We start from the raw sequence: 16,051 nt of genomic DNA, 5'->3' as shown, positions 1-16,051 counted from the left end.
CCGCCGGCATGCGAGACCAAACCCTGTTTGACAAGATAGACCTGCACCTCATCCGGGTGCTGCACACGGTACTGACCGAGCGCAGCGTCTCGCGTGCGGCGCTTCGCCTGGGCATGTACCAGCCTGCGGTGTCGGCGGCCCTGAAGCGCCTGCGCGAGTTGGCAGGCGATCCTCTGCTGGTGCGCTCGGGTGCCGGCATGATGCCGACCGAGGCCGGCCAGCGCATGGTGGAGCCGGCAGCGGCCATCCTGCGGGCGGCAGAAGGCCTGTTCAGCGATGTGCGCAGCTTTGATCCGCGCACGGCCACGCGCACCTTCCGGATTGCAGCAAGCGATTACTTCGACCCGCTCTACCTGCCCACTCTGGTGGCGCACATCAAGGCCGAAGCGCCGCTGTGCACGGTCGAGATCTATCCGCTTTCGCCCGAAACCCATTACCACGCGCAACTGGCCAATGGCGACATCGATGTGGTGGTTGGCAACTGGTTGCAACCTACCGATGACCTGCACATGGCCAATTTGATGCGCGACGAGGTGGTGTGCCTTGTCAGCAGCAAGCACCCGGCTGTACGACGAGGGTGGGATGTGGCCAGTTGGCTGGAGGCCGAGCACATTGCCCCCACAGCCACTCACCCCGGGGCGCGTGGGATCATCGACGCACATCTGGACGCCATGGGGCTGCAGCGCCACATCACGGCGCGCTGTGCGCATTTCAGTGCCATTCCGGCCATGTGTGCATCCACTTTGCTGGTGTTGACGACCGGCCGTCAGTTCTGCGAGCGATTCAGGGGCCAGTTGCCTGTCGAGATTCTAGAGTGCCCCGCACAACTGCCTCCACTCGATTACTACCTGCTGTGGCATGCGCGCTCGCATGCATCGGACGCCGCAGCCTGGCTGCGTGATTGCCTCAAGAAAGTGGCGCAATCCTTGCGTGGTACTGCTGGTACCGTGTAGAAAATCGATGTAAGTGAGCGCTTCTGCGGATTTTCTCCCGCCTCCCGTAACATTCTGAGAGACAATTGCGGCCCATGAATGCACAGACTCCGACTCCGACGACCGCAGGCACTGCAGTGCCCCGGTTACAGCTGATCGGCATCACCAAGCGCTACCCATCGGTGGTTGCCAATGACAAGGTATCACTGACGGTACGCGCCGGCGAGATACACGCCATACTTGGTGAAAACGGCGCGGGCAAGTCCACGTTGATGAAGATCATCTATGGATCGGTAAAGCCGGACGAGGGCCAGATCCTCGTCGATGGCAAACCGGTGCAGGTGCGCAATCCGCAGGAAGCCCGCCAGCTTGGCATCAGCATGGTGTTCCAGCATTTCAGCCTGTTCGATACCCTGACGGTTGCGGAAAATGTCTGGCTGGGCCAGGACAAGCGGCTTTCGCTGACCGAGGTGACCGCACGCATTACTGCCGTTGCCGGTGAGTATGGGTTGGAAGTGGACCCGCAGCGCCCGGTCCATACCTTGAGCGTCGGCGAAATGCAACGGGTCGAAATCATTCGCGGCCTGCTGACCAAGCCGCGTGTGCTGATCCTGGATGAGCCCACCTCGGTGCTGACGCCGCAGGCGGTGGAAAAACTGTTCGTGGTGCTGCGCAAGCTGGCTGCAGAGGGCTGCAGCATTCTGTATATCAGCCACAAGCTGCACGAGATTCGCGCGCTGTGCACCGCCTGCACGGTGCTGCGCGCCGGGCAGGTGACGGGCGAATGCAATCCGGCCTTGGAGAGCAATGCCTCACTTTCGCGCATGATGATCGGTGCAGAGCCGCCGCAATTGGAGCTGCGCCCCAGCCAGGTCGGTGCTGCCGTACTGCAGGTGCAGCAACTGCGACTGCGCCGGCAAGACCAGTTCGGCGTCGATATCGACGGCATATCGCTGCAGGTGCGCGCTGGCGAGGTGGTTGGCATCGCCGGGGTATCTGGCAACGGCCAGAAGGAGCTGCTCTACGCGCTGTCGGGGGAAGACATGCGCGCTGCGCCTGCGATGGTGATGATCGGCAGCACGCCCGCGGGTCGCCTGACACCGGGCCGCCGCCGCGCATTGGGGTTGCACTTCGTACCGGAAGAGCGCCTGGGCCGGGGAGCCGTTCCCAGCATGGGCCTGGCCCACAACCTGATTCTGACCCGCAAGGAGGTGGTCGGCCCTGGCGGCTGGCTGCGCATGGGGCAGCTCGATGCCATGGCGCGCAGCATCATCAGCCGCTTTGGCGTCAAGGCGGGCGGCCCGCACTCGGCGGCGCAGTCGCTGTCGGGGGGCAATCTGCAGAAATTCATTGTGGGCCGGGAGATCGATGCCAAGCCCCGCCTGTTGATCGTGTCGCAGCCGACCTGGGGCGTGGATGTGGGGGCCGCAGCGCAGATTCGCGGAGCCATTCTGGCGCTGCGCGATGCGGGCTGCGCGGTGCTGGTGGTCAGTGAGGAGTTGGACGAATTGTTTGAAATCAGTGATCGCCTGCATGTGATTGCGCATGGGCGCCTGTCGCCTTCGGTGGCGCGTGCCGATGCCACCGTGGCGCAGATTGGCGAATGGATGAGTGGCCTGTGGCCCACAAGCAACTTGGAGGCGGCCCATGCTCAAGCTTGAAGCCCGCCCGCAGCCATCGCGCATCTGGACCCTGGCGTCTCCATTGCTGGCACTGGTCATCACCGTGCTGCTGGGCATTGCGCTGTTTGCGCTGCTGGGCAAGGACCCGGTGCGCGGCCTGCAGGCCTTCTTCTGGGAACCGGTCAAATCGGCCAACGCGCTGGCAGAACTCACCATCAAGGCCACTCCGCTGCTCTTGATTGCGCTGGGCTTGGCCGTGTGCTTTCGCTCCAATGTATGGAACATTGGCGCCGAGGGGCAATTCGTCATGGGGGCCATTGCCGCTGGCGGTGTGGCGCTGATGGCAGGCAAGGGCACAGGAGGCTGGATCGTGCCCGTCGTATTGCTCGCCGGTGTGGCAGGCGGCATGGCCTGGGCTGGCGTTGTGGCGCTGCTGCGCGACAAGTTCAATGCCAATGAGATTCTGGTGAGTCTGATGCTGGTCTATGTGGCCACCTTGTTCCTCGGGTATCTGGTGTATGGCCCGTGGAAAGACCCGATGGGCTACAACTTTCCGCAGACCAAGATGTTCGAGCGCGTCACCCAGATACCGAAGCTGGTGCAGGGCATGCGCATGAACATCGGCGTCATCATCGCCCTGGTGGCGGCGGCCCTGCTGTGGGTGTTTCTGTTTCGTACCAAAGTAGGTTTTGCGCAGCAGGTGGGCGGACTTGCACCGGCTGCGGCCCGCTATGCGGGTTTCAGTTCGCGCCGCGCGCTGTGGACGGCATTGCTGATTTCGGGCGGCTGCGCGGGCCTCGCGGGTGCGCTGGAAGTGGCGGGCCCTGTAGGCCAGCTCACGCCCTATGTGCCCATGGGCTACGGCTTTGCGGCCATCATCGTGGCCTTTGTGGGGCGCCTGCATCCGGTGGGTATGGTGTTCTCTGCCATTTTGATGAGCATGTTCTATATCGGTGGCGAGCTCGCGCAGTCGCGCCTGGGCCTGCCCAAGTCGCTGACCGGCGTGTTCCAGGGCATGCTGCTGTTTACCTTGCTGGCCTGCGACACCTTGATCGCCTACCGGGTGCGATGGACGCGGCCCGCTGCCGCTGTGAAGGGAGGCCTGTGATGGATGCCTACGCACTGTTATTGGGCTCCACGCTGACGGCGGGCACCATTCTGGCGCTGGCGGCTCTGGGTCTCCTGATCAACGAAAGGGCCGGTATCGTCAATCTGGGCGCCGAGGGGATGATGCTGTGCGCTGCCATTGCAGGCTTTGCCACCGTGGTGCACTCAGGTAGCACCTGGCTGGGCTTTGTGGCGGGCATGGCCGCGGGTGCAGCGCTGGCGCTCGTGTTTGGTTGGCTGGTGATCTGGCTCAATACCAACCAGTACGCGACGGGCCTGGCGCTCAGCCTATTCGGCGTGGGTTTTTCCGCCTTTGTCGGCATCAACTATGTGCAGGCCAAGATGCCGGCATCGCCCAAATACGGCATTCCGGTGCTGGATGACCTGCCTGTTGTCGGCAAGGCGCTTTTCACCCTGCATCCACTGGTCTACGGCACCATGGTGCTGGCTGCGGTCATGGTGTATTTCCTCTACCGCACCCGGGCCGGCCTCGTGCTGCGCTCGGTGGGCGAATCGCCTGCCTCTGCCCATGCACTGGGCTACCCCGTGCGCCGCATCCGCCTGATGGCGGTGGTGTTTGGCGGCGCGCTGTGCGGGCTGGCCGGTGCATTCATCTCGGTGGTGTACACGCCGCTGTGGGTGGAAAACATGGTGTCGGGGCGCGGCTGGATTGCGCTGGCACTCACAACCTTTGCCACCTGGCGTCCGGCGCGCGTGCTGCTGGGCGCGTACCTGTTCGGCGGCGTGACGATGCTGCAGTTCCACCTGCAGGCTACGGGTGTGCAGGTGGCCAGCCAGTTGCTGTCCATGCTGCCGTATGTGGCCACCATTGTGGTGCTGGCAATCATGTCGCGCAACCCGACCTGGATTCGCGTCAACATGCCGGCATCGCTGGGCAAACCGTTCTACCCGGGTTCATAAAAAGTATAGGCAGTAACCCATTCCGTTCCACCACTTCAGATTCGAAAGCGTTCACCCATGAGCCATTCCAGCAAACGCACCTTGATCCAGTTGATCGGCCTGTCGGCTATTTCCATGGCTGCCCTCGTGGCCTGCGGCAAGAAAGAAGAAGCTGCGGCTCCGGCGGCTGCGCCAGCCCCTGCGGCAGCCGCTCCTGCTGCCGACAAGCTGAAGATCGGTTTCGTCTACGTCAGCCCCATTGGCGATGGCGGCTGGACGTACCAGCACGAACTGGGCCGCAAGGCGATCCAGGAAAAGTTTGGCGACAAGATCGAGACCTCAATGGTCGAGAGCGTGCCTGAATCTGCCGATGCCGAGCGCGTGATGCGTGACATGGCTGGCCAGGGCAACAAGTTGGTCTTCGCCACCAGCTTTGGTTACCAGGAATTCGTGCAGAAGGCTGCAGCTGACCTCAAGGACGTGAAGTTCGAGCACGCCACCGGCTACAAGACCGGTGACAGCGTGGCCGTGTATGACACCAAGACCTTCGAAGGCGCCTACCTGGCTGGTATCGTGGCGGGCGCCATGACCAAGACCAAAACAGTGGGTGTGGTGGCATCGGTGCCGATCCCCGAAGTGGTGCGCAACATCAACAGCTTTGTGTTGGGCGCGCAGAGCATTGACCCCTCTATCAAGGCCAAGGTGGTATGGGTGAACGAATGGTTTGCGCCGCCCAAGGAATCTGAAGCCGCCACCAGCCTGATCAACGGCGGTGTAGATGTGTTGTACCAGAACACCAATTCGCCAGCGGTGCTCAAGACCGCCGAAGAGCGCGGCATGCGTGCCTTTGGCAAGGATGGCGACATGAGTGCCTTCGCGCCCAAGGCGCACCTGGGCTCGGCCGTGATCGACTGGACGCCTTACTACACCAAGGTCGTGGAAGACACCCTGGCTGGCAAGTGGCAGACCGGCAACTTCTGGTGGGGCGTGAAGGAAGGCGCCATGGATCTGAAGAAGATCGCAGATGACGTGCCGCAGGAGATCAAGGACAAGGTCGAAAAGGCCAAGGCCGGCATGAAGGATGGCAGCTTTGCTGTCTGGACGGGTCCTGTGCAGGACAACACCGGCAAGCAGGTGCTCGAGGCTGGCAAGGTGGCAGACGACGCGTTCCTGCGCGGCATCAATTTCTATGTGAACGGTATTGAGGGCAAGGTGCCGGGTACCAACTAAGCACAACAAAGGGCGCATTGGCGCCCTTTTTGCTAGAGGGTACAGGGCCGGGCGATGGGGTAATGCCGAGTGCGGCCTGTCGTTTTTTGGCGGCAGAGTTCGGCAAATCCCATGCTTTGTGCCTATATTGAATACAGTTTGATTGATCTCCCCGATAACAACCACGCAACCGAGGACTTTTCCATGCATTCCATGCACAAGCGTTCGCTGCTCAAGGTAGCAGCCCTTTCGGCCCTGGCCAGTGCGGCCCTGGTGGGCTGCGGCAAGAAGGACGAGCCAGCGCCTGCGCCGGCCCCCGCACCGGCAGCTGCTGCGCCAGCACCGGCTGCAGAGCCCCTCAAGATCGCCTTTGGCTACGTCGGCCCGGTGGGCGACGGCGGCTATTCGTTTGCGCATGATCAGGCGCGCAAGGCCATCGAGAAGGAATTTGGCGACAAGATCCAGACCTCGTTCGTCGAGAGCATTCCTGAAGGTGCCGATGCCGAGCGCGTGTTCCGCGACATGGCGGCCAATGGCAACAAGCTGGTGTTTGCCACCAGCTTTGGCTACATGGAGCCGATCCAGCGCATCGCGCCCGATTTCCCCGATGTGAAGTTCGAGCACGCCACGGGCTACAAGCAAGGCCCCAATGTGGCCACCTATGACAGCCGAACCTACGAAGGCGCCTATCTGGCGGGCGTCATTGCCGGTGCGATGACCAAGTCCAATGTGCTGGGCGTCGTCGGCTCGGTGCCGATTCCCGAGGTGCTGCGCAACATCAACAGCTTCACCCTGGGCGCCCAGTCGATGAATCCGAAGATCACCACCAAGGTGGTCTGGGTGAACGAATGGTTTGCGCCGCCGAAGGAAACCGAAGCAGCCACGGGCCTGATCAACGGCGGCGCCGACATCCTGTTCCAGAACACCGATTCGCCTGCCGTGCTCAAGACAGCCGAGGAAAAAGGCAAGCGCGCCTTCGGCTGGGATTCGGACATGACGGCCTACGGCCCCAAGGCGCATCTGGGCTCGGCCATCATCAACTGGACGCCGTATTACAGCAAGGTGGTGAACGACGTGCTGGCCAACAAGTGGACCAGCCAGCACACCTGGTGGGGCGTGAAGGAAAACGCCATCGACATCGTGTCGTTGGCGCCTGACGTTCCCGACAACGCCAAGGCCAGGATTGAGGAAGTGAAAAAGGGACTGAAAGACGGCACCTTCACCATCTGGAAGGGGCCGATCCTGGACCAATCCGGCAAGGCCGTGGTGGAAGAGGGCAAGTCCGCGGACGACGACTTCCTGCGCGGCATCAATTTCTACGTCAAGGGCGTGGACGGCAAGGTGCCAGGCGCGCAGTAAGCCGCTATTGGCACATGCCCAGGGCCGCACATGCGGCCCTTTTTTCGTTACAGTGGTTCATTCATCGGATTTTGCGATACTGGCAAACCGCTATGAAAATTGAACTGCTGGCGCTTGCAGCACCTCCGCCAGCGGCCGAAATCGATAAAAACCACAAAACAAACAGAAAGTACCCATGCCCTCCTTGCCCACCGATTTTCCCCATGATCTGCCTGCAGACCGTCTGCCTGCCCTGCTGCGCGCCATGCCCAAAGCCGAGCTGCACATGCATATCGAAGGCTCGCTGGAGCCCGAGCTGATCTTTGCGCTGGCCCAGCGTAACGGCGTGACGCTGGCCTACCCGGATGTGGAAGCCTTGCGCGCGGCCTACGCGTTCACCAATCTGCAGAGCTTTCTCGACATTTACTACGCAGGCGCCAGCGTGCTGCTGACCGAGCAGGATTTCTATGACATGGGCATGGCCTACCTGGAAAAGGCCGTGGCTGACAACGTCGTGCATACCGAAATCTTCTTCGATCCGCAGACGCACACGGCACGCGGCGTGCACATCAAGCACGTCATTCTGGGCTTGCACCGCGCCTGCCAGGTGGCGGAAAAGCGCTGGGGCATCACCTCGCAACTGATCCTGAATTTCCTGCGCCATCTGAGCGAGGACGACGCCTGGCTCACGCTGGAGCAGGCCTTGCCCTACCGCGACTACTTCAGTGGCGTGGGCCTGGACAGCAGCGAAGTCGGCAATCCGCCGGAGAAGTTTGCCAGCGTGTTCGCCCACTGCAAGGACCTGGGCCTGCGCCGCGTGGCCCATGCGGGTGAAGAAGGGCCTCCAGCCTATATCTGGGGCGCGCTGGATCTGCTGCATGCCGAACGTGTCGACCACGGCGTGCAGGCCGTGCACGACGCCGCTCTGGTCCAGCGTTTGAAGGAGGAGCGCATTCCGCTCACCGTCTGCCCGTTGTCCAACCAGAAGTTGCAGGTCTTCCCAGATCTGGCCGACCACAACATGCCCCAACTGCTCGCGCACGGGCTGGTAGCGACCGTTAACTCGGACGACCCAGCCTATTTTGGCGGCTATGTGAACGACAACTTTGTGCAGCTGTTTGCCGCCACCGGCATGGGCGCGCGCGAAGCCTTCCAACTGGCTGCCAACAGCTTTGAGGCGAGCTTTGTGCCGCAGGAGCGCAAGGACGCATGGATGTCGCAGTTGCAGCAATGCTTTGTGCAGGCAGCGCGCGGCGCATAGACCGGGAAAAAATGGACGCTTGCGCAATACGGATGCGCGCTGGCAGCTATCAAAACCATAGAAAAGAGACGCTGCGGCGTCTCTTTTTCTTGGTGCGGCTGGTGACTGCCCACATCTGCCCCATGGCAGAGCGCCGCGCCAGGCGTGCATGTGCCATGACAGAATGCCGGCCATGACTTTTTCCAACTGGAATCGTCCGCTGGTCTGGCTCTCTGCCTGGCTAGTGGTTGCCGTTGCAGGTGCTGCCTGGCTGGGCCATGCGCGCCTGCGGGTGCTGGAAGACGCGTTTGTGACGGACGCGCGCATCGTGCACCGCCTGCTCAGCCAGCGCGCGGTACAGCACGATGCGGTGATGGCCATGCTGCCGCTGCTGCAGCCCCCGGTCGACCGTCCGGGTAGCGTGGCTTTGCCGCTGCCACGCCTGCCTGCTGCCTATCCGCAGATCACCCAGGTGTTTCGCCGCCTGCCGGACAGCACCTGGCCCGCCAACTGGCCTGATGTATTGCGCGCCGGGGCGCAGGAGGCGGTGACCCGTTCGCGTCAGAGCGGCCATGCGGAGCTGGCCCATGCCGATCTGCCCGCTGGCAAGGCCTGGCTGGCACTTGCAAGCCAGGCGGCCGATTTTGTGCTGCTGCTGGATTTGCGCACAGCGATTCCCTGGGAGGAGTGGCCCATGGATGCTGCAACCAGCGCGGTGCGCGTGCGGCTGGAATACCAGGGGAATGCCATGGCGATGCAGGAGGGGCGGCTCCCAGCGGATGGCTGGCACTATGCCTTTCGCAAGACCCTTGCATCGCAGAGCCAGCCATTTGACGCGGTGCTTGAGCGTGAGGTGGAGTGGCGCGAACTGCCCTGGGGGCGCATGCTCGCCTGGGCGGTGGTGAGTGCAGCAGTGTTTGCCGCGCTGCGAGCACTGCTGCGCCAGCGGGCGGCGGCACGCCGGGCCGAAGAGCTGCTGCGTGTGGGGCAGGTGGCGCGGCTCAACCAGCTGGGTGAACTGGCCGCGGGCATGGCCCATGAGTTGAACCAGCCCCTGACCGCCTTGCTTGCCAATACCCAGGCTGCCCAACGTTTGCTGAAGGACGAAGAGCCTGACCTGGATACCGCGCGCCATGCAATGGGCCAGGCTGTGGAGCAGGCGCGGCGCGCGAGTGCCGTGGTGGGGCGGCTGCGCCGCGTGGTGGAGCGACCCGATCTCTCGGGCCAGGCCCAGCCGCTGGCACTGGCCGCTGCAGTGCACGAAGCGCTGCACCTGCTGGAGCCCGAGCTGCGTCGCCGCAGCATTGCCGTGCAGGTGGACGCGCCTGCCGATCTGCCTGCCGTGCTGGCCGAGCCGGTGGCGCTGCAGCAGATCCTTCACAACCTGGTGATGAACGCACTGCAGGCAATGGAGCAGGTGGAGGCCAGCCAGCGTCGCCTGCATATTCGCCTGCGTGCACAGGGTGCGCGGGCGCTGCTTGGCGTGCGCGATTCGGGGCCTGGGGTACCTGCCGAGGCGCGCACACGGCTTTTCACGCCGTTCTATACGACGCGCGCAGGCGGGCTCGGGCTGGGTCTCTCGCTGTGTGAAAGCCTGGCCCAGGCAATGGGGGGCGAGTTGACACTGGCGCCATCGCCGGAAGGGCCCGGCAACGGGCAGGGCGCTGAATTTCACCTGCTGCTGCCGCTGGCCGTCCCGGCCTCGCAGGCCTGAACGATTTCTCTTACGGATGCCATGACCTCTGCACTCTCGCCCCTCATCCATCTCGTGGACGACGACGCCGCCGTGCGTGACAGTCTTGCGCTGCTCATCGGTACGGTCGGCCTGCGTGTGCAGCCATGGAGCGATCCGCAGGTGTTTCTGTCGCGGTTCGAGCGCGGCGATGTCGGCGCCATCGTGCTGGATGTGCGCATGCCCGGCACCAGCGGGCTGGCAGTGTTGGACACGCTGGTGGCGCAGGGTGTGGACCAGCCGGTGATCATGCTGACCGGCCACGGAACGGTGGAGATGTGCCGCCGCGCCTTCAAGGCGGGAGCTGCGGAGTTTCTGGAAAAGCCGGTGGACGACGAGCTCCTCATCGAGGCATTGCAGGCGGCGGTGCGCCAGCATGTGCGCTCGCGCGAGCGCCTGCAGGCTGACCGGCAGGCACGCGAGCGCTATGCACAGCTCTCGGGCCGCGAGCGCGAGGTGCTGGGGCTGATTGTGGCGGGCCTCACCAACAAAGAGATAGGCCGGGCGCTGACGCTTTCGCCACGCACCGTGGAGACGCACCGCGCCAATCTATTTGCCAAGCTGGGGGCGGATTCGCTCGCGCAGCTCATTCGCGGCTACGCCGCGCTGGTGGACGAAGACACTGCGTAGTTTTACGGAGGTGCGCGCGTAGCCAGCCGCATTGGCGCGAGGCTGGTGTTTTTCTACAGTTGCATGCATTCCATCCCTTTCGGAGAACCGCATGCAACGCACCTTGATCCTTGCCGCCCTGTCCCTGGCTGCCACCGCCGCCAGCGCCCAAGGCGTGCGCACCGAGAAAAACATGTCGCTGGAGCTGGCGAGCCAGATTGCTGCGCAGACCGTGGCTGCCTGTACTGCCAATGGCTATGCCGTGACCGCCACCGTGGTGGACCGCGCAGGCGGCGTGCGCGCCGTGCAACGTGCCGACAACGCCGGCCCGCACACCGTGGAGGCAAGCCGTGCCAAGGCATTCACCTCGGTCTCGGCCAAGGCGCCATCGCTCGCCATCATGGAGAACGCGCAGAAGAACCCCGCCGCAGCAAATCTGAAGGACATTCCCGGCTTTTTGCTGCTGGGTGGCGGTGTGCCCGTGAAGGTAGACAACGAAGTGATCGGCGCCGTGGGCGTTGCCGGTGCGCCGGGTGGTCATCTGGACGACCAGTGTGCCCAGACCGCCCTGTCCAAGGTCGCAGACCTGCTGAAGTAAGCCATCGCCACTATCCCTATCTACCGATGAAGCACCTCCAACGTATCCTTCCCGTCCTTTTGCTGGCTGCGAGCGGCAGCGCGCTGGCCCAGGGCAACCCGAGCAATTCAAGCACTGGTAGCGGCAGCTACTATGGCGCGCTGCGCATCAATTCCGCCAGCTACAAGGCGCATGACATGGATTCCAGCGCCCGCCCTGGCCTGGGGCAGTTCGTTCCGGGCGACGATTCCCGCTCGGCGGCAGGTGGCTCGCTGGCCTTGGGCTACCAACTGCCTTCGAACTGGCGCGTGGAAGCGGAATACACGCTGCCGAAGAACAACGAGTTCACCAGTGGTTCCACCAACTTTCCGACGAGCTTCAACCACCACAAGATCCGCTCGCAGCGGCTGATGCTCAATGCGTACAAGGATTTCCCCTTGAATGCGCAGTTCTCACTGTACGGCATGGGCGGCCTGGGCCTCGCACACCTGGAGTCCAGCGGCTGGCAGGGCAATGTGAACCGCCAGTATTTCAGCGATTCGCAGAACAAGCTGGCGTATTCGCTGGGCCTGGGCCTGAGCTACTCGCCGGTGCAGAAGGTCAGCATCGACCTGGGCTGGCGCTATGTCGACATGGGCAAGACCAGGAGCGGGGCGAACAATTTCACCAATGTTCGCGGCAAGCAGGACGAGCAGATGCGGGCCAAGCTGACTTCCAGCGAGGTCACGCTGGGCCTGCGCTACAGCTTCTGATCAGGCGGCCGATGTGGCTTGCGCATGCATGGCGTTGCGCAACTGCAGCGCATAGCCTTCCAGCATGGCACTGCCAGGCTCCTTGCGCGGCCAGGTGAAGGTAAGGCCGTCGCCTGCATGGCGCGGCACCACATGCAGGTGGAAGTGCGCCACCGTCTGGCCGCCTTCGGCACCATTGGCCTGCAGCAAGGTGAGGCCTGCGGGCTCGAATGCCAGCTTGGCTGCCAGCGCCACCTTGCGGGCAGTCTGCATCACGGCCGCTGATTCGGCATCAGTGATCTCGAAGATGTTGGCTGCGTGGCGCTTGGTGGCGACCAGCACATGGCCGGGGTTGACCTGGCCCAAGTCCATGAAGGCGAGGGTCAATTCGTCTTCGTACACCTTGGCCGATGGAATCTCGCCGTTGACGAGCTTGCAGAAAATGCAGCTGCCTGCGGGTGAGGTGTCAACAAAATGCGGCATGGGCTGTGCCTCCTCCTTTTCGCGCGCCCTTTGCAAGGGGCACGTCGGTTCATGGTTGATACGGGTGAAAACTGATTTCACCAACCGGTAAAAGAAACACTATAGACCGCCAAATTGCGCTTATTGGGGTTCAATGTGCAGGGTTTTCCCTTGATTTTGAATGGTTTGCCATTGCTGTGTTTACGTGGGTTCGGCACCTTCGGGCACGCCAGGCATCGATAGGTGATATAGGTCAATCCATATATCTGTGGCGCTGGCTGCGTTTAAGCTTGCTGCATGCATATCTACCGATCCTCCCTGCTGCGCTTTGCCGATGATGGCCGCGCCATGTATGACGAAGATGGACTGCTGGCCACGTCGCCCGGCGCCGATGGCCGAGAGCGCGTGGTGGCAGCGGGCAGCTGGCAGGCACTGTCGCCCCAGTTGCTGGGGCAGGCGGGTGGCGAAGTGGTGGTGCACCACCTGCCGGGCCGCCTGATTGCGCCGGGCTTTGTCGATCTGCACATCCACTATCCGCAGACCGATGTGATCGGTGCGCCGGCGCCCGGTCTGCTGCCCTGGCTGGAGAACTACACCTTTCCGCATGAATCGCGCTTCCACGACCGCGCCTATGCCGACGGAGTGGCTGATTTCTTCATGGACGAATTGCTGCGCAACGGCGTGACCACGGCGCTCGCCTTTGCCACATCGCACCCCGCGTCGGTGGATGCGATCATGACGGCCGCGCAGCAGCGCCGCATGCGCATGATTGCCGGCAAGGTGCTGCAGGACCGCAACAGCCCGGACGGCGTGCGCGACGATACCGAGCAAAGCCTGGTCGATACGGAAACGCTGATTCAACGCTGGCACGGCACAGACCGCCTGGGTTATGCGATCACCCCGCGCTTTGCCCCGACGAGCACGCCTGCCCAGTTGCGGGGCGCGGGCGAGCTGGCTGCCAGGTACAGCGATGTGTGGATTCAGTCGCATGTGGCAGAAAACCTCGACGAAGTGGCCTGGGTGAAGGAGTTGTTTCCGGCCGCGCGCAGCTATCTGGCGGTCTACGACGACTTTGGCCTGATGCGCGAGCGCGCCGTGTATGCGCACAGCATCTGGCTCGATGACACCGATCGGCAGTTGATGCACACCACCAGGTCGGCGGCAGCCGTGAGCCCCACCAGCAACCTGTTTCTGGCCAGCGGCTACTTCGATTACCTCAAGGCCGACGAGGCGCAGATGCTGTATGGCCTGGCCAGCGATGTGGGGGGCGGCATGAGCTTTTCACCGTTCCGTACCATGCAGGCGGCCTATGTGGTGGGGCGTGAAAGCCACGCCAAAGCGGGGCAGAGCCTGTCGCCTCAGCACCTGTGGTGGCAGCACACGGCGGGCGCTGCCAAGGCACTGGGCCTGCAGGGTGTCATCGGCAACCTGCAGCCCGGCTGCGAGGCAGACTTTGTCGTCATCAATCCGCGCGCAACACCGCTCCTGGCCCGCAAGACCGAGCAGGCGCGCAACCTCGATGAGCTGCTGTTCGGCATGGTCATCCTCGGTGACGACCGCTTGATCGAGCAGACGCACATTGCCGAACAGGCTTGAGTGATTTTGGCCGGTGGCGCACGACAGACGAGCGCCATCAGCTATCAAAAAGATACTAAACCTGTGATTCGGGTCTTGCTCCTGCATTCGCTACAATCTCCGCCCAGGAGTTTTAGACATGAGCATTCAGAGCGATAAGTGGATCCGCCGCATGGCAGAACAGCACGGCATGATCGAGCCGTTTGAGCCCGGCCAGGTGCGCCAGGTCGATGGCAAGAAGATCATCAGCTACGGCACATCGAGCTATGGCTACGACATCCGCTGCGCGCGCGAGTTCAAGGTCTTCACCAACATCCACAGCACCGTGGTCGACCCCAAGAATTTCGACGAAAAGAGCTTCGTCGATTTTGAAGGCGATTACTGCATCATTCCGCCCAACAGCTTTGCACTGGCGCGCACGGTGGAGTACTTTCGCATTCCGCGCGATGTGCTGACCGTCTGCCTGGGCAAGAGCACCTATGCGCGCTGCGGCATCATCGTCAACGTCACACCGTTCGAGCCCGAGTGGGAAGGCTATGTGACCCTGGAGTTCTCCAACACCACGCCGCTGCCTGCCAAGATCTATGCTGGCGAAGGTTGCGCGCAGGTGCTGTTCTTCCAGGGCAACGAGCCCTGCGACGTGAGCTACAAGGACCGCGCCGGCAAGTACCAGGGCCAGCACGGAGTGACCTTGCCCAAGGCCTGACAGCGCCGAGCCTGCAAAAAAGCCATCCAGCGTCTTGGATGGCTTTTTTTATCGATTCTTGTTAATGCCTAACTTTTTGCAAAATTTGCAAATTTTGTTCAATTACCGGCGCGGCTGTCCTGCGGACGGCCACCCAAAGCGTTGCTTTGCGAGCATGGCGGCAACAAATGCGCTACTGTAGCGACCAGTGACAGGCAATAGATAACTGATGCGGCGCCCTGGCGCGGCAAGGAGAGTGACGATGAGATGGGAAGGCAATCGCGAATCTGAGAATGTGGAAGACCGCCGTGGCCAGGGTGGCGGCGGAGGTGGTGGCTTTGGCATCGGCGGCCGCAGCATCGGCATCGGCACCGTGGTGCTGGCGCTGATTGGCTGGGGAGTGTTCGGCATCAACCCGCTGACCACGATTGGGGTGCTGTCGGGCAGCGGTTCGCCTGCGCCGGTGGAGCAAGGGCCCGCCAAGGCGCCGCCGTCGAACGACCAGGGGGCCAAATTCGTCTCGACCGTGCTGGCGTCGACTGAAGACGTCTGGACCGATATTTTCAGCAAGGCCGGTGCGCGCTATCAGGCGCCAAGGCTGGTACTGTTCACCGGCGTGACACGAACCGCCTGTGGCACGGGCCAGTCCGCCATGGGGCCGTTCTACTGCCCGGGCGACCACAAGGTCTATCTGGACATGGACTTTTTCAACACCATGAGCCGCCAACTGGGCGCGCCTGGTGAATTTGCCCGCGCCTATGTCGTGGCGCACGAAGTGGGCCACCACGTACAGAACCTGCTGGGCATATCGGACAAGGTAGATAGCATGCGGGGCCGCATCAGCGAACGCGACCAGAATGCGCTGTCCGTGCGTCTGGAGCTGCAGGCCGACTGCTATGCCGGCGTATGGGCCAACCACTCGCAGCAGGCCAAGAACTGGCTGGAGCAGGGCGACATCGAATCGGCCGTGAATGCCGCGCAGCAGATTGGCGACGACAAGCTGCAACGAGAAGCCTCGGGCACGGTGCGGCCAGACAGCTTCACCCACGGCTCCAGTGCGCAGCGGGTGCGCTGGTTCACGCAGGGCTACAAGACGGGCAGCGTGCAGTCGTGCGATACCTTCCAGGCGGGCAGCCTGTAACCCTGTCGGGAACATGTATCCAGCAGCCGGCTTTGCCGGCTGTTTTTTTGTGCGGCCTGCCATTGGCGCGCAGTGGGTGGGTTCCTGTTTTTTAAAAACAATAGCAGTCAAGCAAGGGTATGCGCGCCAGGGCAGCAATACATGACAGCTACACCCCCATTCCGTAACCGTGTACGGGGTTAAGCGCAGCA

General features: G+C 62.8%; 15 protein-coding genes. 14 read left to right on the top strand and 1 reads right to left on the bottom strand.

Going from position 1 to position 16,051, the window contains the following annotated elements; genetic code table 11:
- Nucleotides 1-8: 8 nt before the first annotated feature.
- The 11 genes from ACH2DG_RS03680 (at nt 9) to ACH2DG_RS03630 (ending at nt 12,018) form a co-directional block, all read left to right on the top strand.
- Nucleotides 9-953: a LysR family transcriptional regulator gene (locus ACH2DG_RS03680; protein WP_395024346.1), complete on the top strand. Its 945-nt coding sequence runs from the start codon at nt 9-11 to the stop codon at nt 951-953.
- A gap of 74 nt (nt 954-1,027) precedes the next feature.
- Nucleotides 1,028-2,593 (top strand): ABC transporter ATP-binding protein, encoded by a 1,566-nt coding sequence (locus ACH2DG_RS03675; protein WP_395024345.1) that lies wholly within the window; start codon nt 1,028-1,030, stop codon nt 2,591-2,593.
- Nucleotides 2,580-3,662: an ABC transporter permease gene (locus ACH2DG_RS03670; protein ID WP_395024344.1), complete on the top strand. Its 1,083-nt coding sequence runs from the start codon at nt 2,580-2,582 to the stop codon at nt 3,660-3,662. The genes ACH2DG_RS03675 and ACH2DG_RS03670 overlap by 14 nt, the downstream gene beginning before the upstream one ends.
- Nucleotides 3,662-4,582: an ABC transporter permease gene (locus ACH2DG_RS03665; protein ID WP_395024343.1), complete on the top strand. Its 921-nt coding sequence runs from the start codon at nt 3,662-3,664 to the stop codon at nt 4,580-4,582. The genes ACH2DG_RS03670 and ACH2DG_RS03665 overlap by 1 nt, the downstream gene beginning before the upstream one ends.
- 57 nt (nt 4,583-4,639) lie before the next feature.
- A complete protein-coding gene (locus ACH2DG_RS03660; protein ID WP_395024342.1) occupies nt 4,640-5,791 on the top strand; it encodes a BMP family ABC transporter substrate-binding protein in 1,152 nt (383 codons plus the stop codon).
- Nucleotides 5,792-5,974: 183 nt separating this feature from the next.
- A complete protein-coding gene (locus ACH2DG_RS03655; RefSeq protein ID WP_395024341.1) occupies nt 5,975-7,129 on the top strand; it encodes a BMP family ABC transporter substrate-binding protein in 1,155 nt (384 codons plus the stop codon).
- 175 nt (nt 7,130-7,304) lie between these two features.
- On the top strand, nt 7,305-8,369 hold the full coding sequence (locus ACH2DG_RS03650) for an adenosine deaminase (protein WP_395024340.1): 1,065 nt from the start codon (nt 7,305-7,307) through the stop codon (nt 8,367-8,369).
- Between the two features lie 172 nt (nt 8,370-8,541).
- Nucleotides 8,542-10,062 (top strand): sensor histidine kinase, encoded by a 1,521-nt coding sequence (locus ACH2DG_RS03645; protein WP_395024339.1) that lies wholly within the window; start codon nt 8,542-8,544, stop codon nt 10,060-10,062.
- A gap of 21 nt (nt 10,063-10,083) precedes the next feature.
- The gene (locus tag ACH2DG_RS03640; protein WP_395024338.1) at nt 10,084-10,710 is read left to right on the top strand and encodes a response regulator transcription factor; all 627 of its coding nucleotides are present in this window, start codon (nt 10,084-10,086) and stop codon (nt 10,708-10,710) included.
- Between the two features lie 91 nt (nt 10,711-10,801).
- Entirely contained in the window at nt 10,802-11,287 is a 486-nt protein-coding gene (locus ACH2DG_RS03635; protein ID WP_377779738.1) for a heme-binding protein, read from the top strand.
- Between the two features lie 26 nt (nt 11,288-11,313).
- Nucleotides 11,314-12,018: an outer membrane protein gene (locus ACH2DG_RS03630; protein ID WP_395024337.1), complete on the top strand. Its 705-nt coding sequence runs from the start codon at nt 11,314-11,316 to the stop codon at nt 12,016-12,018.
- Here the strand turns inward: ACH2DG_RS03630 and ACH2DG_RS03625 are convergent, their stop codons facing one another.
- Entirely contained in the window at nt 12,019-12,480 is a 462-nt protein-coding gene (locus ACH2DG_RS03625; protein WP_395024336.1) for an HIT family protein, read from the bottom strand.
- A gap of 276 nt (nt 12,481-12,756) precedes the next feature.
- Between ACH2DG_RS03625 and guaD the strand changes: the two genes are divergently transcribed.
- From guaD to ACH2DG_RS03610, 3 genes are all read left to right on the top strand, one after another.
- On the top strand, nt 12,757-14,055 hold the full coding sequence (gene guaD / locus ACH2DG_RS03620; protein ID WP_395024335.1) for a guanine deaminase: 1,299 nt from the start codon (nt 12,757-12,759) through the stop codon (nt 14,053-14,055).
- 118 nt (nt 14,056-14,173) lie between these two features.
- Nucleotides 14,174-14,740, top strand: a complete 567-nt coding sequence (gene dcd, locus ACH2DG_RS03615; protein ID WP_184709251.1) for a dCTP deaminase — start codon at nt 14,174-14,176, stop codon at nt 14,738-14,740.
- Between the two features lie 241 nt (nt 14,741-14,981).
- Nucleotides 14,982-15,860 carry a neutral zinc metallopeptidase gene (locus ACH2DG_RS03610; RefSeq protein WP_395024334.1) on the top strand — a complete coding sequence of 293 codons (879 nt, stop codon included), beginning with the start codon at nt 14,982-14,984 and terminating at the stop codon, nt 15,858-15,860.
- Nucleotides 15,861-16,051: the final 191 nt, after the last annotated feature.

Source organism: Comamonas odontotermitis, assembly GCF_040396735.1.
In the GTDB taxonomy this organism is placed as follows: Bacteria; Pseudomonadota; Gammaproteobacteria; order Burkholderiales; family Burkholderiaceae_C; genus Comamonas; species Comamonas odontotermitis_C.
This window is presented reverse-complemented; position numbering and strand designations above follow the sequence as displayed.